Origin of the sequence: Pseudidiomarina piscicola (assembly GCF_902806985.1) — a bacterium.
GTDB lineage: Bacteria > Pseudomonadota > Gammaproteobacteria > Enterobacterales > Alteromonadaceae > Pseudidiomarina > Pseudidiomarina piscicola.
In genome coordinates this window covers 75714-99614 of record NZ_CADCXY010000003.1, presented here as the reverse complement: position 1 = coordinate 99614, position 23901 = coordinate 75714, and the positions used below count along the sequence as shown (strand labels likewise).

Sequence of the window (23901 nt, the reverse complement as noted above, 5' to 3'; positions counted from 1 at the left end):
CACACTCACGACGGCGCTACCTCATAATCTTGCGGAATGTCTATCGTCGTTGGTTGCGGCGGTTGCGGCGCTTCACCAGCGGAAAACTTTTTGACTTGGAACGCCCATGCCAAAACTTCGGCAACGGCGCTGTAAAGCTCAACCGGAATTTCATGACCAATATCAACATGTTTATTGAGAGCTCGAGCTAGGGGCGGCGCCTCCAGCTGGGGTACCCGGTGCTCACTGCCGAGTGACTTAATTTTTTCAGCGATCAGCTCGACCCCTTTTGCCACCACCCGCGGTGCGCCCATGTTGCTATCGTCATATTTGAGCGCCACAGCATAATGGCTTGGGTTGGTGACAATCACGTCTGCCGTAGGTACATCGTTCATCATGCGTTGCTTGGCCATTGCTTGTTGCTGTTGGCGAATTTTCGCTTTGATTTGTGGGTCACCGTCGGTTTCTTTGTTCTCGCGTTTGACCTCATCTTTGGTCATTCGAAGTTTTTTGGTGTGGGTCATCAATTGGAAGGGAACGTCGAATAAGGCCACCACTATTAAGGTCAGCGCCATCAGTAAGCAGGCCGTCGCCGCAAGCTCCAGCGCTCCCATTAAGGCTTCACGTACTGGCTGTCGTAGTAGTTCCATAAACGAAAAGCGCTCGGCCCACAAAAACAAGCACAGCACCCCACCGACCAAGACCGTCTTGGCAATCGCTTTGCCAAGTTCCGCCAGTGCCTGGGTGGAAAAAATACGTTTTACGCCTTTGATAGGGTTCAGTTTTTCGAATTTCGGCTGTAACGACTTCGCCGACATCACCCAGCCGCCTAACAACGCCGGCGCCACGAGTGCCAACACCAGTAGCACCGCAAACATCGGCAGTATCGCCCACAAGGCTCGCTCGCCCAAACTCAATACCGCTTGTAACATGGGTCCCGTGTCGGTCACCCGTTGCCGATCGAACACAAACGATTGTTCCATGATCGAACCTAAGCTATAAAACAAAGGTGAACTCATCAGCCACAGCAAAGCCACACCCCCAAGAAGCATGACAAAGGTTGTCAGTTCTCGAGAGCGTGCAACTTGCCCCTCATCGCGCGATTTTTGTATTCGTCGCGCCGTGGGGTCTTCGGTTTTTTCCTGATCGCTCGAGCTATCTTCGGCCATGACCCATATGATTCGTTACCGAAAATTTTCGGTGAGACTATCGATAGCATCATTATGCAAACTTCGCGGCATTTCGAAGGCATGAAAAACGGTGAAAAATATCCGTTAATTGAAATTATTGGGTCAAAGTTGAGAGTGCTTCGGGCAGTAGGTTTAACTCACTTTCCGAATACTCGCGGGGGAAGAAGCCCTGTTCTCGGATAAAACTCGCCGACTCAAAGGTATGCACCACCAGTGTAATTCGACGATTGCGCGGGTCATCCGGTGCCGCGTTTTCGAGCGGTATGCGATCGGCAGCCCCCATTACCAGAAGTAGCTGGTCTGAGCTGAAACCACCCTCTAATAAAGCTTTACGAGAAGCATGGGCGCGATCCGTTGAAAGCTCCCAATTACTATAGCCCGACTCGCCCCCGGCATAAGGTAGTGAGTCGGTATGGCCGCTAATAGTTATTTGATTCGGAATATCATTCAGTAGCGGTGCCATGGTTTTCAATAGTCGTTCCATATAAGAAGCGATCACGTCACTACCGAGCTCAAACATCGGTCGGCTTTCCGTATCTAGCATCATGATCCGCAAACCTTCACGGGTAATATCAAAGCGCAATTGCGACTGCAGATCTTTCAATAACGGATCGGCCTGGACTGCCTGCTGGATGCGTTGCTGCAAATCAGCAAAATGACGCCGCACGTCTGACGGCCGCGTATGTTGCCGCATATCGATGCGAGCCTGCTCACCTTTTTGATGCACAGGGTCGTCGCCACCACCCTTAACCGGGCTGGTACTGGCTGAGTTTTTATCGCCCCCGGCCAGGGCTACTGCAAGCGGAGTTTTAAAGTACTCGGAGATACTTTGCCGCTGCTCTTCGCTCGACATCGACAGAATCCACATCACCAAAAATAGTGCCATCAGGGCGGTCATGAAATCTGCCAAGGCTATTTTCCAACTGCCACCATGATGCTTATGCTTTTTGCCTTTGCGCCGGCGAATGATAATCGGCTGGCGTTGCTCATCCATTACGACGATTCCGTTCCAGTACCACGCACATGGTTTTCAAGGGTTGAGAACGAGGGCCGCTCGCGAGTGTGTAGCGCTTTACGACCGAACTCGACAGCTAATTGCGGCGCGTAGCCATGCATACTCGCCAATAACGTGACTCGAATCACTTGCAAGCTTTTCACCACTTCCGCTACCTGCCGTTCAACGCGACTAGCAAGCGGGTTAATAAAGCCATAGCCCAGCAAAATACCTAAAAAAGTTCCCACGAGTGCGTGGGCGATCATGTTCCCCATCACATCGGGTGGCACATCTGCAGTGCTTAACGCCCGTACCACTCCTAATACTGCTGCAACGATACCAAAAGCCGGCATGGCATCACCTACTTTGGTGAGTGCATCTGCTGGAATTTCACCCTCTTGCTCAAACACCTCTATTTCGTGCAGCATCAATTCATCAAGCTCATGGGGATTCATGTTGCCACTGATCATCAAACGCATATAGTCAGTGATAAAATCAACCAACATAGGGTCTTCCATCACGCGCGGGTGCGCGGCAAATATCGGACTTTCGTTGGGGTTCTCGACATCTGCTTCGGCGGCAAGCATACCTTCACGACGCATTTTGTTCAGTAACTCGTAAATCACCGCCAATAACGACAAGTAGGTTTCTTCGTCGTGACGCGTCGACGCTTTCAGTTTTTTGGTAATACTAAAGGTCGCTTTGATGGCTTTGCCGTTGTTCGCAGAGATAAAAGCGCCTATCGCGGCACCACCGATAATCAAAAACTCAAGTGGCTGAAATAAGGGACCTAGCGCACCGCCAGCTAAGGCATAGCCGCCGAACACACAGACAATAACAACTACGAAACCAATTAGAATAAGCACTACACGGCCCTTTTTGTCGCATCAGTTAAGGATATATCGGCTGAGGGGGAGAAAACTTGAGTAAAAGTTCCAATACTTCGAGGTGATTTAGGGCCAGTTCAGGTCATTCTTTTTGAGTCGCTTCCACCGACTGCAACCAAACCAATAATTCCGCTACAATTTCCCACAACTGGGCCGGAACAAAGTCCCCCACTTCAAGCTTCGCAAGCAACATTACTAGGTCTTCTGACTCGTGCACAAAAACACCATGGGCGCGGGCTTTTTCAATAATACGTTGGGCAAGTTCATGGTCACCTTTCGCTACCACTTTGGGGGCGGGGTCAAACGCTTGATACTTGAGTGCCACGGCTTTTTTGTTAAGCGGTCCTGAGTCACTCATAATCCACCTCGAACCACGAGCGACTCAAGGGTGATTTGATGCCGCTGGAACAGACCCTCGCGCAACTTTGGCGCCGCTGCCTCGAGCAAGGCGTGCCACTGGTCCTGGGTTTGCAGCTCTAAATGCAAACGTTCCGATTGCATACGAATACGAGCACGCAAGCGCCCCAAGGTTTGCATTTTAAGTTCTATTTCGCTGGTCCAACCGTCGTCAAATTCATGCTCACCACTGGGTGAACGTTGGTCGCGCCAGCGCCGAACTAAAGGGTGAATATCGGGCTGCACGACACCAAACAACTGCAGTTCTGGGGACACATTAAATTCGAAGCGAAACAACCCAGAGCTGACCATTTCTAGTTGTTGCTTGGCCAACACATTGCGCAGGTGGCTAGCACTATTTTGCGGCTGCTGTTGAATTCTACTGAAAGGTAACTGTAATTCTGTCCAACGCTTTAGCGCATGTTCGTAAAACAGGCCCGAGAGCTGAGTTTTACCGTGCAGGTGCTTAATTAAAGCGTCAATTTGGATGCTCTCGCGCTGGCTAAAAAACGGCGCTTCACGTACGCCACCGGGGCGCGGCGCCGCGCTTTGCGAACTTAATTCAGCTTGGAAGCTTGTGACCAATTGCACCAGCCGAGCAAGCTGTTGACCTGCTTGGCTAAACTGTGTTGCTGACCCCGCTGCTTGAATAGGCGCCACCGGTGCTGCGCCGCGAGAGTTTAAAGGCACGGTGCCTTTCTGCGCAGCGACCTGATGCACTAAGGTATCAAGAAGCGGGGTTATACTACTCAATTGCGATAACTACTCTCTAGGGTTTGCTTGTTATGCATACTGAGAATGGTCTTCTCAAGTGACTTGCGATAATTCAGCAAGTGGTTTTTGATCTCGTGATCTTGGTCGATAATCACTTCAAGCAATGACCGCTTTTGCTCTTGCTCCGCAGCATCTAGTGGAGCCTCGTGTTCCATACTCTGTAAACGCTCAACTTCACAAATATAATCAAGTTCATATTCAATCAAACTATTCCAGTCGCCTTGACGGACGCTGGCAAGCATTTTATTCGAGTGTTCCAGAAGAGTTTGGTAAGACATTATCACCTCTTTCGCAGTCATTGCTGGCTTAGTATCTTTAAGTTTAGGCGAATAACTCACGATAGCTATCCGCCTACTGTTTCTTTTGCAATTCCATTCCAAGCTTCGGCAAGCTCAGTTAGCACTTTTTCGACCGCAACGAGCCGTTGCCGATCATTGTGTAAATTCGCCTGAATTAATTCATTCGCGGCATAGTCATAGAGCGCATCGAGCTGTGCGGCAATGGCGCCGCCCTGCTCTTGATCTAACGAGACCTGCAGCCCTTCGGTAACAATGCGCAAGGCTTTACCAATGGCTTCGCCTTTAAGGGCGGTGTTGCCGGCATCTAAATGGATTTTTGCCGCCTTGAGGTGGCTTAAACACTTGGCAAAAAGCAAGGCAATAAGTTTGTGACTACTAGCACTCAGTACCTCGGTTTCAACATCAACACGACCGTAGGCCGCGGCTCCCTTCATTCCATACATAGCGACTGTCCTTTATTTCCGGCCTAACTGGGCGTTGAGTGAATCAAATTGCTGTGTCAAATAAGAACTGGTCGAGTTCATATTGGCGATCATGCTATCGAGTTGGGCAAACTGAGTGCGATAGCGTTCCACCGTTTGGCCAATAGAGATTTCTTCACGGGCGATGCGTTCATCAATACGGGTGATCGCACTCTTCATACCCTCGGTACTGGTTGAAATAACACCATTTTCATCCAGTAAACGGTCAATAACTGTTTTTGCTTGGCTACTAAAGCCGGGCTGTTCGTTTTGGCCGGTGAAAAAGGTGGTTAAATCGCCCAGTTGCTCGTTGGTAACCGTCGCCAGTTTTTCATCGTCGACGGTAAGTGAGCCGTCCAATTCTCGGGCAATTCCTAACTCAGACAAGAAGGTGAAACTAGAGCTTTCCACGACCGTTTCCGAGAAAATAGAACGCAATTCAGACTGCACCATGCGCAGGCTGCTATCGCCGAGTAGGCGCCCGCCACTTTGCGTTTCCGCGTTGTAAGAACCGAGATCTCGAACCGTCGAGTTCAGGCTGTTATACGACTTAATAAAGTCTTTCACTGACTTCTCAATCGCATTGCTATCGCGTGTAATCGCCAGTTCCGACGTTTCACCGGCTTTGCTCAAGTTAAGTGTGACCCCTTGAATCGCTTCTTCTACTTGGTTCGATGCGCTTTCAACGGTGAGTCCATTGACTGTAAAGCGGGCGTTAGTGCCTGCTTGCACGGTCGCTGAGTCACTCGTTAATTCACCACCAAATCCATTAAAACTGAGATTCGAGACACTCGCTTGTTCACCGGTTTTTGCCGAATGAATAACCAGCCGATAAGGCGAAGTTGCATCACCGTCATTGATGACACTTGCAACCACGTCGTTTTGGGCGGCATTAATACCGTCACGAACTTGATCGAGCGACGATGCGTCAGCGGCAATACTAATCGTGTGTGTATCACCGTTGGCAAGAGTGATATCGATATCGCCTGCGCCTAATTCTCGGGCTTTATCGTCGAGCCCGATGGTGGCGCTGCTATAGGATTTAGCTAAGGCTTCCACCGCAATCGAATAGCGCCCTGGTACCGCTTCAGAATTTGCTGCCGCCGAGAAGGCGTCACCAAAAACGTTGCTTTTAACCGCAGCAAAGGTTTCTGCTTTGCCCAGTTGCGCCAATGAATTTTGAAATTGCGACAGTGTGCCCTCAAGCTTACCGTACGCCGAAATTTGTGACTGAAAACTCGCTTTTTGCACAGCTAGCGGTTGCAGGCGTTGACGCTCTGCCGACTCTAATTGATTTAGTAATCCATTTAAGTCGAGTCCTGAACCGACACCTAGTGACGCAATTGATGCCATAACTTTAAACCTCGTCTGAAACCCCGGCCAGTGTGCCTTATTTATCGACTTTTAAACCTTTTAATAAAGCCTAAAAAGCGACGCTTATTACATTATCGTCATAACTGCCATAAACTTTAGTTTTGCACCGCAACAATTTCTCGTATGCCACCGAGTACCCGTAGCTTCGAGTCTTGTAGTGTTTCACCAAGCTCATGATCCGGTGGGTTGGCATGGGGTGTCAGCCGTACTTCGCGGATCTTGTTGTCAGCATCAAGCCCGGTCACCCATGCTAATTGCCCCGAGTCGAATCGAATTAAACTCCCTACTGCAATTTTACCAAAGCGCTCCAGATAGCGCGCTTTCCAGCGGTCATCAAAAACCCCATGTACCCCGTTGATTAACTGCCATGCTGTTGCGCTATTCAGTGGGTTTCGATCAGGCCGTGGGCGCTGTAAAGCGTCCATCACATCAATGACCATAGCGGCCCGGGCTAGTTGACCAATGGCGTCGCCAGACAGACGGTTAGGGTACCCTTTACCATCTAACCGCTCATTTACCTGTAGCACGACGTTTTCAGAAATCGCTGGTGGAATCCACTTGATGCCAAGTGCTGCATGGTAGGTTTTCTTGGCGTGTTCTTGAATTTGTTGATACCCCAAGTGACTCAGCGAGGTCGAGCGCCAAAGCGTAGGGTTGATTAGAACCTTGCCAAGATCATGAATTAACGCGGCTGCCGTCGCTGACTTCAACACATCTTGCGGGGTTTTAAGGGCGAGCAGTAGGTCACCTAAACGGCTTGCTACCGCGATGCAGTGTTGCACCCATAGCGACTCATGATGCAGGCACTGGGTGGCAAATAGAACGGCTTCACGGTCTTCTTTGAGCAACTGCAATAGATGGTCTGTTTGCTTCGACAGCTGATAGCTATCGAATCGCCCTTCCTGTTGTAGTAATAGCATTTGACTATCAAGGTATCCGGCAAGATTCGCCAGCAAATTAGCCATGGGGGTGGGGTGATTACGCGACTGTCGGCGCCCCAATAGCGCCTGACCACCATCTTTATAGGTAAATAGATCCGTCGGCGATCTATGACTTCCCTCATGCGCGTTGCGGCTGGCCTCTCGCTCGATTTCTTGCACCAGGTTCCATATTTGCCGTTCCTGTTCGACATTCTGAAACCTAACACCGGCGGCAATCACTTTACGATCGTAGTCGGTTTGTATGTGGCGAATATCCGCCATAAGCTCCAGTTGCGTACCATTGGGGAAGGTTAATTCGCACATGGCAACAAAGTCAGGTAGGAGTTTCGATGCGCTTGAATAAATACTAAATTCAGCTAAACAGCCATCGGCCGACAGGTCCCGCAAATCGCCTACCAGACTAATGGTTTCACCAGAGTCTAAACTTGAACTTTTGAGGGTCACTAAGGCTTCCATGCCAACGCGCAATGTTGCCCGAAAACTTGCACGACGTTGCCGTACTTCAACGCGGTTAGGCCAAGTAACTTTGCCCAGCAAACGACCATCGAGGTTTTCAAAGCGCTCGACTTTTACCGGTGCGGTTCTCACAAAACCCGTTGGGGTGTAACCGTAAATAAGAAAATTCGCGCCGCCACGAAGTGGAGGTACAAAGTCACGAATACCGGTGAAGTCTAAGATGATCTCTTCTTCTGGCGTTATCTCGTGAAACAGCGCTGGGTACTCTTCATTGCTGCCGTTTTTAAGACAAACGGAAGCCGTACCGCGTTGCGCGAGCTTCTCTAAATAGGCAGCAATTTGCGGGGTGTTCGTCACCGATTGCAGCTCATCCTGACTGTCTTCTTGCTTGGCCAATTCAACGTCCTCACAGATCCTTTGCGTCAGTATCGGCCACTGCGGGTAATTCTTTAGTTATTAATGCACGAGATTTACGCCTTACAAATAAAAAATAAAAAGTGCTAAAGATTTCAGAAACGTGACCGATAACTAGGTTGACGGCAGGCCAAATCGGCGGCCCAATTTGAAATCAAATAAGGAATAGGACTATGTCAGTAATTAATACCAACATTACTTCGATGATTGGTCAGCAAAACCTGATGAAGTCGCAATCTGCATTGCAAACTTCAATGGAGCGTCTTTCATCTGGCCTGCGTATCAACAGCGCTAAAGACGACGCTGCTGGTCAAGCAATTGCCAACCGTATGTCTTCACAGATCACCGGTCTTTCGCAAGCACAACGTAACGCGAACGATGGTATCTCTGTTGCACAAACAGCAGAAGGCGCATTAAACCAAGTTAACGATAACTTGCAGCGTATTCGTGAATTGAGTGTACAAGCGCAAAACGGCACCAACTCACAAGACGACTTGAACTCGATTCAAGCTGAAATCACTCAGCGTTTAAGCGAAATCGACCGTATCTCTTCTGAAACCAGCTTCAACGGCACTAAAGTACTTGCCGCTGACCAAGCGCTTTCAATTCAAGTTGGTGCAAATGACGGCGAGAAGATCGACGTTAACTTGAAAGAAATGAATTCTACCACCCTGAATATGGATACATTCAACGTCAATGGTCTTGAATCAAGCGGCTTGACTGCTTTACAAACTGGCGACTTTGTCGACGGCGACGGTGACGACGTTCCAGCAGGTAACTTAACGCTGACTGACGCCGGCTCATCATTCACTGCTGCAGGATTATCACAAGACGACAGCGGCCAATGGTATGTCTCTGGTACTGATGCAGATGGTAACAATGCCTTTATCGCTGTAGACTCTTCTACCTTTACCATCGGTGACGGTACTGCAGGCGCAGGCACCGACGACGGTACCCTAACGGTGAACTTTAACTCTGACACAGCAACAATTCTTTCTGAGCGTTCAGCCTCTCCATTAGCGGCAATCGACTCAGCATTAAGCGACGTTGATACCTTGCGTTCAGACTTAGGTGCTATCCAAAACCGTTTCGAGTCTGCAATTACTAACTTGCAAACCAACGAAACCAACCTGGCAGCAGCACGTTCACGCATCGAAGATGCTGACTATGCGGTTGAAGTTGCGAGCATGACGCGTTCACAGATCTTGCAACAAGCAGGTACATCTGTGTTAGCGCAAGCGAACCAGCTGCCACAATCAGTGTTATCGCTACTAGGTTAATAACACCTGACAAGCGTTAAAGCAGAGGCGCCTCGTGGGCGCCTCTACTATTTCTATCGGCGGGTACTATGGCAAGCAAAAGCATTAAAGCAAACGAGTTGATAACTGAGCTGCTGCCCAAGTTACAAATTATTGAGCGCGTGATTATCGACAAGGTTGACGACTTGGTCTGGAAAGCACCCGCACAACGCGAGCGTATTCTTGAACTAAAAAGTGAGTTCGAGCTAGAGCTGGTGATGATAAAAAGTAACATCCGTCACTTACTCGAACGAACGCAGGGCCAGTATGATCTGCAAAGAATTGAGACCGATGAAACTGAATTAGCGTTGACGGCCGACGAGGCCATCGCCATAGACGCCGCTTGGCGACTCTATCAAAAAGTGGACAAAATCGCCGCGCACTTCAATTTATCTATGTAAGCGTTAAACCTGCATACTCATAATTTCTTTATAAGCACCGACCAACTTATTCCGCATCTGCACTCCCATATCAAACGCAAGACCGGCTTTTTGTTTTGCCACCATCACCTCGCTCAGCGAAACATTAGGATCGCCCAGTTGAAACGCGGTGGTTTTGGCACCTGAGGTCTGTTGCAGTTCATTGATTTTTTCGACGGACTGCTTGAGCTCAGCAGCGAAACCTTGATTCTGCGGCGCTTGGCTCGCATTGACGCTATTCGTTTGCACCTGTTCTTGCATCGCCTGCATCTTGTTTAATGCAGTTTGAATGGCTGGCACGCTCATTTTTCTTTCCTTTTACAGCCGAAAACATGGTTACGACATAAGGTATCACTGTGCACGAACGTCGAAAGACTTATTAAGGGATAAAAAACTGCTCTTTTCTTCGGTTTCCGCTTGCCTGGTTGTTTGCATAATGTGCTCTAGAAAATTCCGTCTAAACCTAAGAGTTGATTCGCGACATGGCAGCATCCCAAGCACCAGCGACGAACGCTGGGCACGCAACGAAACAAAACAGCGCAAACGCCACTAACCAGAGTGGCGTTATTAGCTGGCTGGTGTCGGTAAAAGAAAATGGTCTCGTACCCTTGCTACTGGGCGGCGCGGCTTTCATCGGTTTGATGATTGCGCTCGCGTTGTGGGCGTCGACCCCCGATTATCGCGTACTTTACAGCAATTTGTCTGAAGCCGACGGTGGCGAAATTATTGCCGAGCTGGACGCTCGCCAAATTCCTTATCAACTGAGCGCTAGCGGTGCTATTTCGGTGCCTAGCGATCAGGTACATCGGCTTCGTTTGCAAATGGCCGAGCAAGGCTTGCCCAACGCGGGCAATGTCGGTTTCTCACTGTTAGACAACCAAGCCTTTGGTATTAGCCAGTTCACCGAAAAAGTCAACTTCCAGCGCGCCCTTGAAGGTGAGTTGGCAAGCTCGATTGAAGCCTTAGGGCCGGTGCAAAAGGCCCGTATTCATTTAGCCATGGCCAAAGACTCAGTATTTGTGCGTGACCGGCAGCCAGCCAAAGCATCGGTCGTTGCCACCTTACACCCCGGCCGCACGCTTACCGAAGGTCAGGTGCAGTCGGTGGTACATATGATTTCAAGTAGTGTTGCCAACCTCAGCCCTGACAACGTGACCGTGGTTGACCAACACGGCAGCCTACTTTCAAGCCAGTCTGACAATGAGTCACTCAACGGCAGTAAACTTGACTACGTAAAGCAAGTTGAAAGCACCTACGAAAAACGTATCAAATCGATTTTAACGCCCTTTTTAGGGCCCGAGAACGTTCAAGCACAAGTGGTTGCCGACGTCGACTTCGCCATTCGAGAAGCCACGGCCGAACGCTATACCCCAAACCAAACCAGTGATACTGCAGCGGTGCGCAGCATTCAGCGTAATCTGAATGTTAACGGTAATGGCGCAGCGGCCGAAGGAATTCCTGGTGCCGTTAGCAACACCCCACCTGGGGTCGCTGCCTCACCGATTGTTGACCCTGCGAACAACGATGCCGATACCGAACCCACGGCAAACCTGCAAATGCAGCAAGACCAAGTTGTGAACTATGAAGTCGACCGCACCGTCGAACATATCCAGCACCAACAAGGTGTGCTGCAGCGTTTGTCGGTGGCAGTGGTGGTCAATCATCGCGTGACCCTCGATGCAAACGGTGAGCCACAGCTTGAACCGCGCAGCCCCGAAGAGCTTGATCATATTAATCGCTTAGTCCGACAAGCGATGGGGTATTCTGATGCGCGCGGCGATCAGCTTGAGATTGTCAATGCGCCCTTTGTTACCGAGACCCATGAAGTGGTTGAAAGCCCTTGGTATGAGCAACAACATATCATTGACCTAATTTCACAGCTGCTGAAATATGCGGTGGTTGGTATCGTAGGACTGATGTTCTATTGGCTTATTTTGCGCCCGTTACTGAAGCGCCGACGTGATGCTGTTCCGACCCAAGGGAGACAAGAGCCTAGCACCTCAAAAGGCCAATTGCGCGCAGTTGTCGGCGACGAAGACGACAACATGCCATACGGCACGTCCTCTGCCGAGGCCACTACTGTGGCCAACAGTGCGGCTAACAGTACCGCCAACTTAAGCCCTTCGCATAACAATTATGACGCCGCCTTAACGAAAGCGAAAACGGCCGCGCAGCAGCACCCTCGTCAAGTTGCACAAGTTTTGCAGAACTGGATCGCTGAGGAACACAATGACCAATAATACTGGCACCATGTCTCATGCAAACGCCGCGGGTATCAGACAAGCCGCGCTCATTCTTTTGGTGCTTGAAGAAGAGGCCGCGGCCGAGGTGCTGAAGCATTTTCCCGCCAATATGATTCAAAAGATCAGTAAAGAAATGTCTAAGTTAAATGGCATCACCCAGGCGGAAATCGAATCAGTACTTAACAACTTTCATAACGACTTCAGCCAAACCCCTAGCTTAGACAAAAACGACGACTACGTGCGTTCGGTGCTCACCAAGGCTCTGGGCGAAGACCGCGCCAATACCCTGATCGAAGACATCCTAGAGCACAAGGTGGGCGGCGCTGGTATGGACGCACTGAACCTGATGGAAGTGTCAGAAGTCGCAGAAATGATTAAAGACGAGCATCCGCAAATTATTGCCACTATTTTGATCCACTTAGATCGCGCCCAAGCCGCCGGTGTGCTCGAGTTATTCGAAGAGCGCTTGCGTAACGATGTGGTATTGCGAGTCGCATCGTTTTCTGGCGTACAACCTGCTGCGTTGCAGGAACTTACCGAAGTTCTCGGTGGCATGCTCGACGGGCAGTCGTTGAAGCGCAGCAAAATGGGTGGTGTACGTACCGCCGCTGAAATTCTTAACCTGCTCAGTGCCGGCCATGAAGATACGGCACTGGAAAACATTCGCGCCTTTAATGATGAGCTGGCACAAAAGATTATCGATGAAATGTTCTTATTCGAGAACTTGCTTGATCTGGATGACCGCAGCATACAAGTGCTCATGCGGCAAATTGAAACGCCTTCATTGGTGGTTGCCCTTAAAGGTGCGCCAGCAGAACTGGTCGATAAGTTTCTTAAAAACATGTCGCAACGCGCCGCACAAATGTTGCGTGATGATATGGAAACACGTGGCCCTACGCGGGTATCTCAGGTTGAGTCTGAGCAGAAAGCCATTCTACAGGTGGTGCGTAAATTAGCGGACTCTGGCGAAATTGTTTTAAGCAGTGGTGAAGATGCCTACATTTAAACCCTTTGAGCTAAACGCAAACAACCACGAGACCGCAGCCACCGCTGATCAGGAGTGGACCTCATGGGACTTCCAGCGTTTGCCAAAACGTTCAACAGCGGCAACCGATGAGGCTGCGAATGCGCAAGAGAGCGCCTCCTTTGAACCGCAAAGTGAGCTCAAGCAGCTACGCGAAAAAGCCCGCGCGGAAGCGTTTCAACAAGGGCTCGAGCAAGGCCGAGAGCAAGGCTTTACGGAAGGCTACAAAGACGGCCAAGAGCAAGCTCAAAAAGCCACTGAAGAGGCCTTTACAGAACGCTGCAGCAAAACTTTGACACCACTGAGCAGCATGGTCGAACACTTTAACCAAGCGGTTGCCAAACTCGACGAACAGTTTGCCGAAAGCCTAGTACAACTGGCCTTAACCGTCGGCAAGCAACTTGCCGGTGAGGCGTTAGAGGTACATCCGGAGCAGATTCTTACCCTAGTGCGCGAGATCTTACATGAAGACCCCTTTATTAAAGATCGCCCGACCCTGCTGTTGCACCCCGACGATCATACGTTGGTGGCAGAACACCTTGCCACAGAACTACAACAGGCCGGTTGGAAGCTTCGTCACGACGAACGTGTTGGTCGTGGTGGCTGTCGGTTGGTGAGTGAGCATGGTGAACTTGATGCCACCCTAGAAACTCGTTGGCAACGTATCACGGAACAGCTGCGAGGTTCACATGGAGGCAACTAATAGCCACCTAGCCAACTGGCAAACCGCCATTGACCGCGTGAACGGTGATGTTCAACAGCAACCCAAATGGACCCTGTGCGGCAAACTTGTGCGCGCCACCGGCATGGTGCTCGAAGCGGTAGGCATTCAATTGCCCGTTGGCAGTGCCTGCTTGATTGCCAACGGCGCAAGCAAAACAGAAGCTGAGGTGGTAGGTTTTGCCGATAATGTGACCTACCTCATGCCCCTCGACTCAGTACGTAATCTCGCCCCTGGGGCCCTAGTGATGCCTCTGGCAGGGCAAGCTCAACAGCGTCGTTTCCCGTTAGGCGAACAACTTCTTGGGCGCGTTATCGATGGCGCTGGTAACCCTATCGATGGTCGTAAAATCAGTAAAGACACCCCCTATGGTGAGCTCACCAGCAAAGCTTTAAATCCGCTGTCACGGGCCCCTATCCAGCAGCCACTTGATGTCGGCATTCGCGCCATTAATGCCCTGTTAACCATAGGTCGAGGGCAACGCATCGGCTTATTTGCCGGCTCTGGTGTGGGTAAGTCGGTACTGCTGGGCATGATGGCCCGCTACACCAAAGCCGATGTCATAGTGGTGGGTTTAATCGGCGAACGCGGACGCGAAGTGCAAGAATTTATTGAAAATATACTCGGTGAAAGTGGCCGTCAACGCTCTGTGGTGGTGGCCTCTCCGGCGGATGCTTCACCGCTGGAGCGTTTACAGGGTGCCTCGTACGCGACCCGGCTAGCAGAGTCCTTTCGCGACGAAGGCAAGCATGTACTGCTACTAATGGACTCACTAACGCGTTACGCCATGGCGCAACGAGAAATAGCCTTGGCCATTGGCGAGCCGCCGGTGACCAAAGGTTATCCGCCGAGTGTGTTTGCGAAAATACCCGCTTTGGTTGAGCGGGCTGGCAATGGGCCACGCAATGGTGGTGCTATCACGGCGTTCTACACAGTACTTACCGAGGGTGACGATCAACAAGATCCCATCGCCGATTCAGCGCGCGCCATTCTCGATGGACATATCGTGCTTTCGCGGGAGCTAGCAGAGAGTGGGCATTACCCCGCAATTGATGTTGAAGCATCGATAAGTCGCGTCATGTCATCGGTAGTTAGCAGCGAGCAACTGCAAGCCGCGCGGCGCATGAAAAAACTGTTTTCGGTGTATCAGCGTAATCGTGACTTAGTGAGCGTGGGTGCGTACAGCCCCGGGCACGACCCGTTACTTGATCAAGCGGTACAGAAGTACCCAAAAATTGAACACTTCTTGCAGCAGCAAATGGATGAACAAGCCCATTTTGATGCCGCTATTGAAGGCTTAGGATCGCTATAAGGATTGGCATAATGAACAATGGTACTTTAGCGCATTTAACTGAACAAGCAGAGCAGGCGCGCACGCAGGCCGCCAAAGTGCTGGCCGACGATCGCAACAATACACAAAAAATTGAACAGCAGCTAAAGGTGCTTAAAGACTACCGCAACGAGTATGCACAGCAATTACAGTTGCAACTCATGGCGGGCATGAAACCTTCGATGTTAAGCACCTATCGAAGCTTTTTAGTAAGTCTGGATAATGCGATTTTGCAAGCTCAACAAACCCTTGCTCAGCATCAGCAGAAAGTGTCATCGAGCCAGCAAACATGGCGCGACAAACAACAGCGTTGGCAATCGTTTGATTTATTGCAAACACGACAGCAGCAACAAATTCGGCAACGCGCAGAACGACGCGAGCAAAACCTAACAGACGAGTTATCGATGGCGTCGTATTTACGTCAGCAAAAAAAGGCTTAAACAGCGATGATGAATGTGGCGAACTTTAAAGCTGTGACCGCTCTTGCGGCAACGCCGAGCAATGAACAATCTGCACCTAATGCTATCGGCGGCGGGTTCACGGAGATGTTTGCTCGCCTGACTGCAGCGACCAGTTCCCACATCAAGCAAGGCGCAAACCCAGCGTTGCCGACGACCTTAAATGACGCATTAACGGCTGATGACAGCACAGACAAGACGGCTGAAATCAAACTTGCGTCGGTTTTTCGGAAAAACGATGAGGCCGATACGGTTGTTGATACTGTGGCCGATACGGTTGTTGATACTGTGGCCGATACGGTTGTTGATACTGTGGCCGATACGGTTGCAAATACTTTGGGCCTAAATATGGCGGCACTGCAGCCACCGTTACAAACAACTGCGGCAGCCACCAAGCCGGCGGCCAATGAACTCATTCAACACTACAATCAACCGAAAACTCGCCCACCGCAGCCAGTTACCAACCTTGACAGTAAAACTCAGGTGACGGCGCAGCCGATGCTGACGGCCGTGATAACTGAGGCCAGCCAACAAGCCAGCAAACAGGCGAGCAAGCAAGCCAGCCAAGTGGCGCCGCCAGTAGCGACACAACCGGTGCAGTTGCAGCCGAAGGTACAGTTAAAAGCGGCCCCAGAAGTTCAGTTAACGGTATGGCAGACCAAGCGAACGTCACTTACTACTGGTTTACCAATAGAGCACGCTGAACCTATGCGGCACACGGCAGATGCGCTACTGCAACAATCGATACAGGATAGCGCTCGGCCTTTAAACACCGCGCCAACGCCAGCACCGGTAGCAACTTCAGCGCCTAGCATGACGCTACCCGCAAGCGTGGGCTCACAAGCCTGGCAGAAGCAAATGAACGATGCCATGTTCCAAATGGTGACACGCAATCAAAATGAATTAGTACTTAAGGTGCGGCCCGCCGAGCTTGGTCCAATTCAGATTCAAATGAATCAAGACGACGGCAAAACACAATTGGCCATTTTTACCCATAGCCATCATGTACGTGCGGCATTGGAGGCGGCACTGCCACAGTTGCGTGAAGCGATGAATGCGCAAGGGCTAACCCTTGCCGATGCCGAATTTCATCAGCAAAATGAAACACGACAAGAATTTCAGCAAGGCACATCTCAACACTCTAAGGGTGGCGAACAAGGTTCAGGCACAGAGCGCCGAACTGACGAGCTTGCCGAGACACCGGTGCAAGACCAACCACCTAGCGAACCACAGCCGCAAAATACTAGAGTCGATTTGTACGCCTAGCGTCAAGACAACCAATAAAGGAATCAATAAATGGCCAAGAACGCCGACGAAAAGAAACCTGCTTCAACCTCTAAGCTAATGTATGTATTGATGTTTCTCATGCTTGGTTTGATAGCCATTAATACTTGGCTGCTATGGGACACGCGCGCCAATACGGCGGTCACAGCGAACCCTGAAGGCACGGCTGAAGTCGAGGAGAAAGAGCCTTATGAGCCGGTGTTCCTGACCATTAAGCCCTTTACGGTTAATTTAGAAAACGATCAATTTGGCCCACGTCTACTTTATGCAGGTTTAACCCTCGAACTACCCAATGACGATGTTCGGGCGTTACTTGATAAAAACATGCCACAGGTACGTAACCGTTTGTTAGTGCTACTGTCGGGTAAGAATGCCGAACAAATTGCGCAATCAGAAGGTAAACAGCTGCTGGCCCAGAGCATCGCTAACACCCTGAGCGAGCCTTACAATGGTGACGAGTCGATTGAAATTAACAAAGTTTTGTTTACCGAATTTATTGTGCAGTAAGGTAGCAACATGAGCGACGGCAATGAACTTTCAAAAGAAGAGCTCGACGCCTTGCTCTCGGATGCTTCAGAGGAATCAACTGAAGCCGATGAGGGTTCAAGCACGAGCCTGAAAGGCAGCGACAGTCAGTTTTTTGACCCGGCGACGCAAGCACGCATCGTGCGCGATCGCTTGCATACGCTCGAGGTCATTAACGAGCGCTTTGCGCGTCAGTTCCGCATGAACCTTTTCAATTTGTTGCGGCGCAACGCAGATATTAGTGTGCAATCGGTACGCTATCAGCGCTATAGCGAGTTTGCCAAAGAAGCCCCTGCGATGGCCAACATCAACATGGTATCAATGAAGCCCTTGCGTGGAACGGCACTTATCACCTTTCCACATAGCTTGGTTTCGGTGATCGTTGAGAACTTGTTTGGCGGCGACGGGCGCTTTGTAACACGGCATGAAGTGCGCGAATTCACGGCCACCGAGCAACGCATTATCAATCGAGTGCTCAACCTTGCCATAGACGCGTACCAAGAATCTTGGCGTGCGGTGCACCCCATTGAGATCCGCTATATTCGCTCGGAAATGCATTCCAAATTTGCCACCATAACCAGCTCACCGAGCGAGATCGTGGTTGCCACCAGCTTTCATGTTGAAATTGGCCAGCTTGAAAGCGATTTCACCATTTGTATGCCATACGCGATGGTAGAGCCGCTACGCGAGAAGCTTTCCAACTTGCGCGCCGACCTAGGTGGTAGTGGCAACGATAAAATCTGGCATAACCGCATCAAAGAAGAAGTCCAGCAGTCACAGGTTGAGCTGGTGGCGAACTTTGTCGAACTCAACTTACGCATACCGCAGGTGATGTCGCTCAAGCCCGGAGATGTGGTGCCGATTGACTTACCAGAAAAGGTCGTCGCCACGGTCAACAATTTGCCGATGCTCGAGTGTGAATTTGGTAATACCGAACACAAACGGGCACTGAAGGTACAGCGCATACTAAATAACCATCGCGTGCCCGAAGCTATTTTACAAGCAAGAACGCAATCTGGGTTTTCCCCACTAAAAGCGAAGGAATCAGATAATGAGTAATGAGAACCAGAACCCATGGGATGATGCGTTGCAAGAAATGCAAGACAACGACAAGCAAGGCTCGGCTACCGACGCAGCGGCCAACGATCTCGATATGATCATGGATATTCCGGTAAAACTGAGCGTTGAGCTGGGTCGCACCCAGGTGACCATTAAACAGTTGCTTGAGCTTGCGCAAGGCTCAGTGGTTGAATTAGACGGACTCGCCGGTGAGCCAATGGACATCCATATTAATGGTTACCTTATTGCCCAAGGCGAAGTAGTGGTGCTGGACGACAAATACGGCATTCGTATTACCGAAATTGTAACTCCAGCAGAGCGTGTGCAGAAGCTAAACCGATGACCACCAACGCGACACAGGCCCCTGCGCTTGAACTTTCCAGCGGCTTAGCCATGTTTGGCCAAGTGGCCGGCGTATTAATTTTGATCGTGGCGGTGATTTTTATCTGCGGCTGGCTGTTTCGTAAGCTCGCGCTGTCACCGCAAGGTGCCCATCGTGTCGCGAAAGTGGTGAGTACCACCCATCTTGGCGCGAAAGAGCGCTTGTTGGTGGTGGAAATTGACGATAAATGGATCGTCCTTGGCGTTACCCCTCAGAGTATTTCAAAAGTACATGAAATGGCGCCACAAGAGCGCCCCGCTAAGCCCTCAGGCTCGTTTGCGGAACGCTTTCAAACGGCCTTTAAACAGCAACTAAGTAACTCAAGTAAGTAAGGATTTGCGGTGATTAGAAGTGTCATTATTCTGCTAGCGTTACTTGCGTTGCTGATGCCTGAAACATTATGGGCACAAAGTATTCCCGGCCCCAGCATCGAACAAACGGCCGACGGACAGCAATGGTCGTTACCGCTGCAAACCCTATTATTTTTAACCAGCCTAACCTTTCTGCCTGCAGTGCTGTTAATGATGACCTGCTTTGTTCGAATCGTCATTGTTTTTAGCCTGCTGCGTACCGCGATGGGCACCCAATCGGCGCCGCCGAATCAAGTCCTTTTGGGGTTAGCGCTGTTTCTTACGTTCTTTATTATGGGCCCGGTATTTACTGAGATTTATGAGCTCGCTTGGCTGCCATTTAGTCAAGACACCATTGGCTTTCAACAGTTTCTGGAAACAGCCGGCGGCCCACTGCGTGAGTTCATGTTGGCCCAAACCCGTGAATCTGATTTAGCCATGTTTACCGAACTGGCGGCGGTCGGGCCCCTTGCTGGCCCTGAAGATGTGCCTTTTCAGGTGCTGGTGCCCTCGTTTGTCACCAGTGAGCTAAAAACCGCCTTTCAAATCGGCTTCACTATTTTTATTCCGTTTCTAATTATCGACTTAGTGGTCGCCAGTGTACTGATGGCGCTAGGTATGATGATGGTACCGCCAGCGACTATTTCGCTACCCTTTAAACTCATGTTATTCGTGTTGGTCGATGGCTGGCAGTTGCTGATCGGTTCACTTGCTAACAGTTTCTACTTTTAGAGCCGCCTATGACGCCCGAAACCGTAATGACCATCGCTTATCAAGGCATGCTCGTCTCATTGCATTTAGCCGGCCCGCTATTGCTTACCGCGTTGGGGCTGGGGTTGCTGATAAGCTTGTTTCAAGCGGCAACGCAAATCAACGAAATGACCCTGTCTTTTATTCCGAAAATTCTTGGCGTACTGACGGTTCTGGTAATACTTGGCCCCTACCTGTTGCAGCTTATTATCGACTTTACCACTCGTTTATTTACCAATATTCCTAATATGATTCAGTAGGTGCGGGTATGGTAACGGTCACTTTCGCCGAACTTGAAAGCTGGATAAGCCTATTTTTTTGGCCCTTCTGTCGCTTTACTGGACTTTTTATCAGTGCGCCCATTCTTAGCCACTCCAGCATTCCTAATCGCGTCAAACTAGCGGTGGTCGCTATTCTTAGCATTCTGGTTGGCCCGTTGTTACCACCGATGCCCGAGGTACCGCTGTTCTCATGGGCCAGCTTTGGCATTATCGTTGAGCAACTAGTGATAGGCGCTGCTATCGGTGTGGTGATGCAGATTATTTTTGCTGCGATTCAAGCTGCTGGTGAGTACATTGGCTTACAGATGGGGCTTGCCTTTGCGAGCTTTTTCTCGCCCGACAGTGGCACCAACACGATGATTTTATCGCGCTTTTTCTTTGTCTTCTCGAGCTTAATGTTTGTCACTATCGATGGTCATTTACTACTCATTGAAACCCTCGTTCGCTCGTTCGCGTGGCTACCGATTGCCAGTGTGGCAAGTTTACCCAGTGATATTTTCATGGCCATCGTACGCTTTGGTAGCGTGGTCTTTAGTTCAGGTATATTGCTGGCGTTGCCGGTGTTTGGCGCGCTGCTTATCGTCAATTTAACCTTAGGCATACTGAATCGCTCAGCGCCGCAGCTAACCGTGTTCTCGGTCGGTTTTCCGATGTCACTAACGCTGGGAATGGTGTTGTTGGTGGTGTTAATGACCGAGCTAGGGGCTTATTTACAAGCCCTGTTCCAGCTCGGTTTTCAGTTTCTTGATAGTTTATTCTTAGTCTAGCGCCTAGAGAAATTTGAATAAGCTCATATCTTTCATTGAGGCAAAGGTCTGTTGTGCTGCTTGCAAACCAACAATGCGCAGACTGTATTCAGCACTTGCCTCAACATAGTTAAGGTCCGTCAAATCAGAGGTGGTTTGTGCATTCGCCAAGGTTTGGTTGCCGCTGATCACATCCAGGCTATCAAGTTCGTTTAACCGCGCCCCTAATTCAGCGCGCTTGGTCAACACATTATCGAGGCCATTATCAAACTGCTGCATGGCCGAACGGATCTGGTTCGCGCGCTGCGCTTTACTGGCATCATCTGCTGCTGGTTTGTCGAGAACTGCAATGACATTTTCCATCGTTTTGAAAATGTTGGTGGGTAAGTCGGCTCCGCGGCCAACACTTAAGCTATCACCCGCCGTTGGTGTGCCGGTAAGTTCAACTTCAACGCCATCAAGCGCCAGCGTCATAGGTGAGGCATAGTCTTGGGCTTGGCCATTATTGACACGGTACTGCAGCTGACCGGCATTCGTTTCAAAGCTAATATCATATTTTTGACCGAAATTTACATGGTTTGGGTCGATAATCGCTAGGTTACCAACTTTCAGCGAACCTTGATTATCTTGCGCGGCTTGAAAGCCATAACTCGCGCTTGGGTGTACCGCGGCAAAAATCTCGTCACCGCTATGGCCAACCGCCATGCGTCGCTCACTATCGACCTGTTGCTCGCGCACGTCGGTACTGCCAATATAATTCAACGAGCCGTTGGCGTCTTTGGCAAAAGGTGCGGTGTCGTCGGCATAGCCGGCGAATAGGTACTGACCATTGGCATCACGAGTATTTGCCAGCCCCTCAAGGGATTGATACAACCCTTTCAATTCACTGGCGACCGAGGCACGGTCAAGATCAGACAACGAATCACTGGCCGCTTGCACTAATAAGGTTTTGGCGCGGCTATAGGTATCCGTCACAGAGTTCAACAGGCTTTCTTCTTGCGACAGATTATTGCGTACACCGACACGCGCTGCGGAAAACTGTTCGTTGAGCGCCTGTGATTGACGCACATCAATGGCTTTAGTCATTGCCTGCGGATCATCGGCAATGGATACCACGCGTTTACCGCTGGCGATCTTTTGGCTGATATCGGCGAAATCAGATTGTTGACGGTTCATCGATGCAACGCTCTGATTGTACATACTCATAGTGCTAATACGCATGCGTCAGCCCCTACCTTAGTGAAAGAATGGTATCAAGCAAGGTGGTGCCGGTTTCAATGACCTTGGCATTTGCTTGGTAATACTGTTGATAGCGAATAAGGTTTGCTGCTTCTTCGTCTAGGTTAACCCCCGACTCTGATTGCTGCAGCCCTTGCAACTGCTCGGTGAGCCCCTGTTGCGCGGCCTTATTTGCCTGCACAATGTTCATTTGATTACCAACCCCATTGATAATGGCACCGTAGGCTTGGCTCAAACTGCGGTTGCCTTGCACCAAAGGTTCGCTCTGTAATTGGGTCAACGCCAACGCAATTCGGTTATCGCCACTGGCGCCTGATTCTGAAGCTGCAATTTGGTCGCCATCAGACAGCAGCAATTCAAAATTTGCCGCTTGTTCTGCAAGAGGCTTTAACTTGAAGCTATCGCCCTCGGCTAGAGCGCCGTCAAAGGTGACTTCTAACCCGTTAAAGGCAAGTGTCGAGGTAGCGGCATCATAATTCGCGGCAACCACTTTACCCGTATCGAGCCGGGTTACTTGCAAGCCACTTGCGGTTTGGCGAACTTGATAATCGGTCGCTAACACGGCACTCGCATCGCTGATGGTGGTGGTTGCAGTGGTTGCGCTTTGGTTGTCGGCGTGGGGATAGGTTACCGTCTGGCCCGCTGAGAACATTGCTTGTCCCGGCTGACGATTGAGGTCAACGCCCGTGCTATGCAACTCATTGAAGGCGGCGGTGAAGGCCACCACCATTTGCCCTACTTGGTTCTCTAGTTTACTTAAACTATCACTGCGAAACTCCAGTAGCCCTGCTACCGCACCACGATTAAAGACCGATTCGGCCAACGGCTTCTCGGCGCCAGTAATGTCGGTATGTACAATGCTCACCTGCGACGGATCGGCTTTGTCGGTCACCACCTTTAACTGCGAAGCAAGATCACCCGCCACAAGTTGTGAGCCATCACTTAGGGCGATGCTGTAGGATCCTGAGTCTTGCTGATTCACACGGATATCGACTTTTTGGCTCAGCTCATGCACCAGTTGGTCGCGCTGATTAAGCAGGCTGTTGGGGGCGCCATCGACGGTTGCTTTCGCCATTAAAATTTCTTTATTTAAGGCTGCTACTTGTTCCGTCAAGGTATTCACGCTGTTTACTTCAAAGGCTAATTGACGATCAACGCTAGCGCCGATGTCGCTTAGGTAGCTATCAAACGAGCGAAACTGTGCGGTGAGAACCTTGGCAGAGCCCATTGCGCCTTCACGTGCGGCGGAATCAGCTGGGTTGCCGGCCACTTGGCTTAACGAGGCGAAAAACTTCTCCATCACAACGTTTAAGCCGGAGCGCTCATCGGCAAGCACATTATCGATTTGCTGCAACTGCGTGAAATAGGTATCGAGGGACTCAAGGCTGCCGCTGGCGGCATTGAGACGGTTGGCAACCAGTTGATTAAACTGCCGTTGCATACCATCAACTTGCACACCTTGCGCTTTATTTTCAGATAGTTGAAGAATTTCGCGGTTATACCCTGGGGTACCGACATTACTAATGTTGTTACTCGTGGTATAAAGTCCGGCTTGCGCAGCTCGTATTCCGCTCAACCCAATTGAAAATATGCTCATTGTTAAATTCCTCTGCAGCTGGCTTTACTA

The 23901-nt window shown here is 50.3% G+C and carries 27 protein-coding genes; 15 read left to right on the top strand and 12 right to left on the bottom strand.

Features of this window, described 5'->3' with window-relative positions:
* Positions 1–5: 5 nt before the first annotated feature.
* From flhB to PSI9734_RS07325, 9 genes are all read right to left on the bottom strand, one after another.
* Entirely contained in the window at positions 6–1148 is a 1143-nt protein-coding gene (gene flhB / locus PSI9734_RS07365) for a flagellar biosynthesis protein FlhB (RefSeq protein WP_173920470.1), read from the bottom strand.
* A 115-nt stretch (positions 1149–1263) separates the two neighbouring features.
* Positions 1264–2163 (bottom strand): flagellar motor protein MotB, encoded by a 900-nt coding sequence (gene motB / locus PSI9734_RS07360; RefSeq protein ID WP_173920469.1) that lies wholly within the window; start codon positions 2161–2163, stop codon positions 1264–1266.
* Entirely contained in the window at positions 2163–3029 is an 867-nt protein-coding gene (gene motA / locus PSI9734_RS07355; RefSeq protein WP_173920468.1) for a flagellar motor stator protein MotA, read from the bottom strand. Before motA ends, motB begins: the two co-directional genes overlap by 1 nt.
* Before the next feature lie 103 nt (positions 3030–3132).
* Positions 3133–3408 (bottom strand): EscU/YscU/HrcU family type III secretion system export apparatus switch protein, encoded by a 276-nt coding sequence (locus PSI9734_RS07350; RefSeq protein ID WP_173920467.1) that lies wholly within the window; start codon positions 3406–3408, stop codon positions 3133–3135.
* Positions 3405–4199, bottom strand: a complete 795-nt coding sequence (gene fliK / locus PSI9734_RS07345; RefSeq protein ID WP_173920466.1) for a flagellar hook-length control protein FliK — start codon at positions 4197–4199, stop codon at positions 3405–3407. Before fliK ends, PSI9734_RS07350 begins: the two co-directional genes overlap by 4 nt.
* Positions 4196–4498 carry a flagellar protein FliT gene (locus tag PSI9734_RS07340; RefSeq protein ID WP_173920465.1) on the bottom strand — a complete coding sequence of 101 codons (303 nt, stop codon included), beginning with the start codon at positions 4496–4498 and terminating at the stop codon, positions 4196–4198. The genes fliK and PSI9734_RS07340 overlap by 4 nt, the downstream gene beginning before the upstream one ends.
* 65 nt (positions 4499–4563) lie before the next feature.
* Positions 4564–4962 (bottom strand): flagellar export chaperone FliS, encoded by a 399-nt coding sequence (gene fliS, locus PSI9734_RS07335; RefSeq protein WP_173920464.1) that lies wholly within the window; start codon positions 4960–4962, stop codon positions 4564–4566.
* A gap of 12 nt (positions 4963–4974) precedes the next feature.
* Positions 4975–6333 (bottom strand): flagellar filament capping protein FliD, encoded by a 1359-nt coding sequence (gene fliD, locus PSI9734_RS07330; RefSeq protein ID WP_173920463.1) that lies wholly within the window; start codon positions 6331–6333, stop codon positions 4975–4977.
* Positions 6334–6449: 116 nt separating this feature from the next.
* A complete protein-coding gene (locus PSI9734_RS07325; protein ID WP_173920462.1) occupies positions 6450–8147 on the bottom strand; it encodes an HD domain-containing phosphohydrolase in 1698 nt (565 codons plus the stop codon).
* A 191-nt stretch (positions 8148–8338) separates the two neighbouring features.
* Between PSI9734_RS07325 and PSI9734_RS07320 the strand changes: the two genes are divergently transcribed.
* Together PSI9734_RS07320 and PSI9734_RS07315 are read left to right on the top strand one after the other, a co-directional pair.
* Positions 8339–9445 (top strand): FliC/FljB family flagellin, encoded by a 1107-nt coding sequence (locus PSI9734_RS07320; protein ID WP_173920461.1) that lies wholly within the window; start codon positions 8339–8341, stop codon positions 9443–9445.
* Between the two features lie 68 nt (positions 9446–9513).
* The gene (locus tag PSI9734_RS07315) at positions 9514–9864 is read left to right on the top strand and encodes a hypothetical protein (RefSeq protein ID WP_173920460.1); all 351 of its coding nucleotides are present in this window, start codon (positions 9514–9516) and stop codon (positions 9862–9864) included.
* 3 nt (positions 9865–9867) lie between these two features.
* Here the strand turns inward: PSI9734_RS07315 and fliE are convergent, their stop codons facing one another.
* Positions 9868–10188: a flagellar hook-basal body complex protein FliE gene (gene fliE / locus PSI9734_RS07310; RefSeq protein ID WP_173920459.1), complete on the bottom strand. Its 321-nt coding sequence runs from the start codon at positions 10186–10188 to the stop codon at positions 9868–9870.
* A gap of 176 nt (positions 10189–10364) precedes the next feature.
* On the opposite strand from fliE, the gene fliF reads away from it, so the two are divergent.
* From fliF to fliR, 13 genes are read left to right on the top strand one after another with little or no spacing between them, the layout of a single operon-like run.
* Positions 10365–12122, top strand: coding sequence for a flagellar basal-body MS-ring/collar protein FliF (gene fliF / locus PSI9734_RS07305; RefSeq protein WP_173920458.1), 1758 nt, complete (start codon positions 10365–10367; stop codon positions 12120–12122).
* Complete coding sequence (gene fliG, locus PSI9734_RS07300) at positions 12112–13131, top strand: flagellar motor switch protein FliG (RefSeq protein WP_217420769.1); 1020 nt, start codon at positions 12112–12114, stop codon at positions 13129–13131. Before fliF ends, fliG begins: the two co-directional genes overlap by 11 nt.
* Entirely contained in the window at positions 13118–13852 is a 735-nt protein-coding gene (locus PSI9734_RS07295; RefSeq protein WP_173920457.1) for a flagellar assembly protein FliH, read from the top strand. The genes fliG and PSI9734_RS07295 overlap by 14 nt, the downstream gene beginning before the upstream one ends.
* Complete coding sequence (fliI, locus tag PSI9734_RS07290) at positions 13839–15182, top strand: flagellar protein export ATPase FliI (RefSeq protein WP_173920456.1); 1344 nt, start codon at positions 13839–13841, stop codon at positions 15180–15182. The genes PSI9734_RS07295 and fliI overlap by 14 nt, the downstream gene beginning before the upstream one ends.
* Before the next feature lie 11 nt (positions 15183–15193).
* Positions 15194–15640: a flagellar export protein FliJ gene (gene fliJ / locus PSI9734_RS07285; RefSeq protein ID WP_173920455.1), complete on the top strand. Its 447-nt coding sequence runs from the start codon at positions 15194–15196 to the stop codon at positions 15638–15640.
* 6 nt (positions 15641–15646) lie between these two features.
* A complete protein-coding gene (locus PSI9734_RS07280) occupies positions 15647–16924 on the top strand; it encodes a flagellar hook-length control protein FliK (protein WP_173920454.1) in 1278 nt (425 codons plus the stop codon).
* A gap of 30 nt (positions 16925–16954) precedes the next feature.
* The gene (locus PSI9734_RS07275) at positions 16955–17449 is read left to right on the top strand and encodes a flagellar basal body-associated FliL family protein (RefSeq protein ID WP_173920453.1); all 495 of its coding nucleotides are present in this window, start codon (positions 16955–16957) and stop codon (positions 17447–17449) included.
* A gap of 9 nt (positions 17450–17458) precedes the next feature.
* Positions 17459–18526 (top strand): flagellar motor switch protein FliM, encoded by a 1068-nt coding sequence (gene fliM / locus PSI9734_RS07270; RefSeq protein WP_173920452.1) that lies wholly within the window; start codon positions 17459–17461, stop codon positions 18524–18526.
* The gene (gene fliN, locus PSI9734_RS07265; protein WP_217420768.1) at positions 18519–18869 is read left to right on the top strand and encodes a flagellar motor switch protein FliN; all 351 of its coding nucleotides are present in this window, start codon (positions 18519–18521) and stop codon (positions 18867–18869) included. The genes fliM and fliN overlap by 8 nt, the downstream gene beginning before the upstream one ends.
* Positions 18866–19240, top strand: coding sequence for a flagellar biosynthetic protein FliO (gene fliO / locus PSI9734_RS07260; protein WP_173920451.1), 375 nt, complete (start codon positions 18866–18868; stop codon positions 19238–19240). Before fliN ends, fliO begins: the two co-directional genes overlap by 4 nt.
* A gap of 54 nt (positions 19241–19294) precedes the next feature.
* Positions 19295–19990 carry a flagellar type III secretion system pore protein FliP gene (fliP, locus tag PSI9734_RS07255; RefSeq protein WP_425500056.1) on the top strand — a complete coding sequence of 232 codons (696 nt, stop codon included), beginning with the start codon at positions 19295–19297 and terminating at the stop codon, positions 19988–19990.
* An 8-nt stretch (positions 19991–19998) separates the two neighbouring features.
* On the top strand, positions 19999–20268 hold the full coding sequence (gene fliQ, locus PSI9734_RS07250; protein ID WP_173920449.1) for a flagellar biosynthesis protein FliQ: 270 nt from the start codon (positions 19999–20001) through the stop codon (positions 20266–20268).
* A gap of 8 nt (positions 20269–20276) precedes the next feature.
* Complete coding sequence (fliR, locus tag PSI9734_RS07245) at positions 20277–21056, top strand: flagellar biosynthetic protein FliR (protein WP_173920448.1); 780 nt, start codon at positions 20277–20279, stop codon at positions 21054–21056.
* Positions 21057–21059: 3 nt separating this feature from the next.
* Here the strand turns inward: fliR and flgL are convergent, their stop codons facing one another.
* Both flgL and flgK read right to left on the bottom strand, forming a co-directional pair.
* On the bottom strand, positions 21060–22256 hold the full coding sequence (gene flgL / locus PSI9734_RS07240) for a flagellar hook-associated protein FlgL (RefSeq protein WP_173920447.1): 1197 nt from the start codon (positions 22254–22256) through the stop codon (positions 21060–21062).
* A gap of 10 nt (positions 22257–22266) precedes the next feature.
* Entirely contained in the window at positions 22267–23871 is a 1605-nt protein-coding gene (gene flgK / locus PSI9734_RS07235; RefSeq protein ID WP_173920446.1) for a flagellar hook-associated protein FlgK, read from the bottom strand.
* Positions 23872–23901: the final 30 nt, after the last annotated feature.